The organism is Endozoicomonas sp. ONNA1, from assembly GCF_024606325.1.
Taxonomy (GTDB): domain Bacteria; phylum Pseudomonadota; class Gammaproteobacteria; order Pseudomonadales; family Endozoicomonadaceae; genus Endozoicomonas_A.
In genome coordinates this window covers 1-1,169 of record NZ_JAHHPN010000390.1, presented here as the reverse complement: position 1 = coordinate 1,169, position 1,169 = coordinate 1, and the positions used below count along the sequence as shown (strand labels likewise).

The window sequence follows — 1,169 nt, the reverse complement described above, 5'->3', positions numbered from 1 at the left end:
AAGAACACCAGTGAATCTCACCCGGATACATTTTTCCCCGATCGGGCGTTTTACGATGCCTGTGCTATCGGGGATTTGGATCACGTGGAGGAGTCACTGGCAGAAGGAGTCAATGTCAATGCCGTTATGGATGCTGATTTTACTGCCTTGATGTGGGCATCCAGAAATGGACAAAAGGACGTCGTCGAGCGCCTGATCAACGCCGGGGCGAATCTCAACGCTGCCTGTTCGGCTGGTGCAACCGCACTGTATATCGCTGCCCAGGAAAATAAACCCGAGTGTGTGAAACGCCTGATCGAAGCCAAGGCGGATCTCAACGGCAACTGTTCGGATGGCGTCACTCCGCTGTACATCGCTGCTCAGCAAAATTGCACCGACTGCGTAAAAATCCTGATCGAAGCCGGAGCGGATCCCAACGCCCGGACTAAGGATGGCGCCACCGCAATGTTAGTCGCAGCCTGGATGGGCAATACCGAATGCGTGAAACTCCTGATCGAAGCCAAGGCAGATGTCAACGCCCGAGCCAAGAATGGCATCACCCCGCTGTCCATCGCAACTGACATGAGCAATATCCACTGCGTTTTCCTCCTCATCAATGCCGGGGCAGAGTTGAGCAGAAGCTGTGAATGAAACAGAAGAAATGTGCCATCTTCTCCAGTAAACACGGCTTTCTGGTGTTCCCATCTTCTGAGTTTTTGAAATGGGTGATTATTTAGTCACAGCAGACTTTATAGCCATAGAAAAAGTGAAGTTGGATCGCTTTCAGCTCAGCACTACAACCTATACGACAGGGCTTGCTCTCGGGCAGTTGACAGGCCTGTTAACTACGTAACTTGAGTTATTTTCTTGATCTATCCTTCCCCTCTGTACAACAGAATGCAAGGGTAGAATGATTAAGCACTCACTCTATGCAGCACCGCTGCTACTAATGACATTGTCCGTCCTCTGTCAGGCTCAAGCGTTGACAAGATGTTCTGTTGTCGCAGTTGAACAGAAAACAGGCTCTCAAAACCTGAACTTTTCTATAAAACCTGACCAACATACACTGTCGGGCACATTCTCAGACATTGCCCACACAAAAGGCTATGCAGAATCAGATTTACCGCCTGATGAGAAACAAGGCAGACTAAACGACTGCGAGCTAAAAACAATCGTCATTGAATCCATTT

General features: G+C 49.2%; 2 protein-coding genes. Both read left to right on the top strand.

Features of this window, described 5'->3' with window-relative positions:
- Positions 1 to 630, top strand: a 630-nt coding sequence (locus tag KDK19_RS09030) for an ankyrin repeat domain-containing protein (protein ID WP_257291775.1), incomplete at its 5' end; no start/stop codon positions are given.
- A gap of 259 nt (positions 631 to 889) precedes the next feature.
- Positions 890 to 1,169 (top strand): hypothetical protein (locus KDK19_RS09025; RefSeq protein WP_257291774.1); only part of this gene is annotated, 280 nt, incomplete at its 3' end.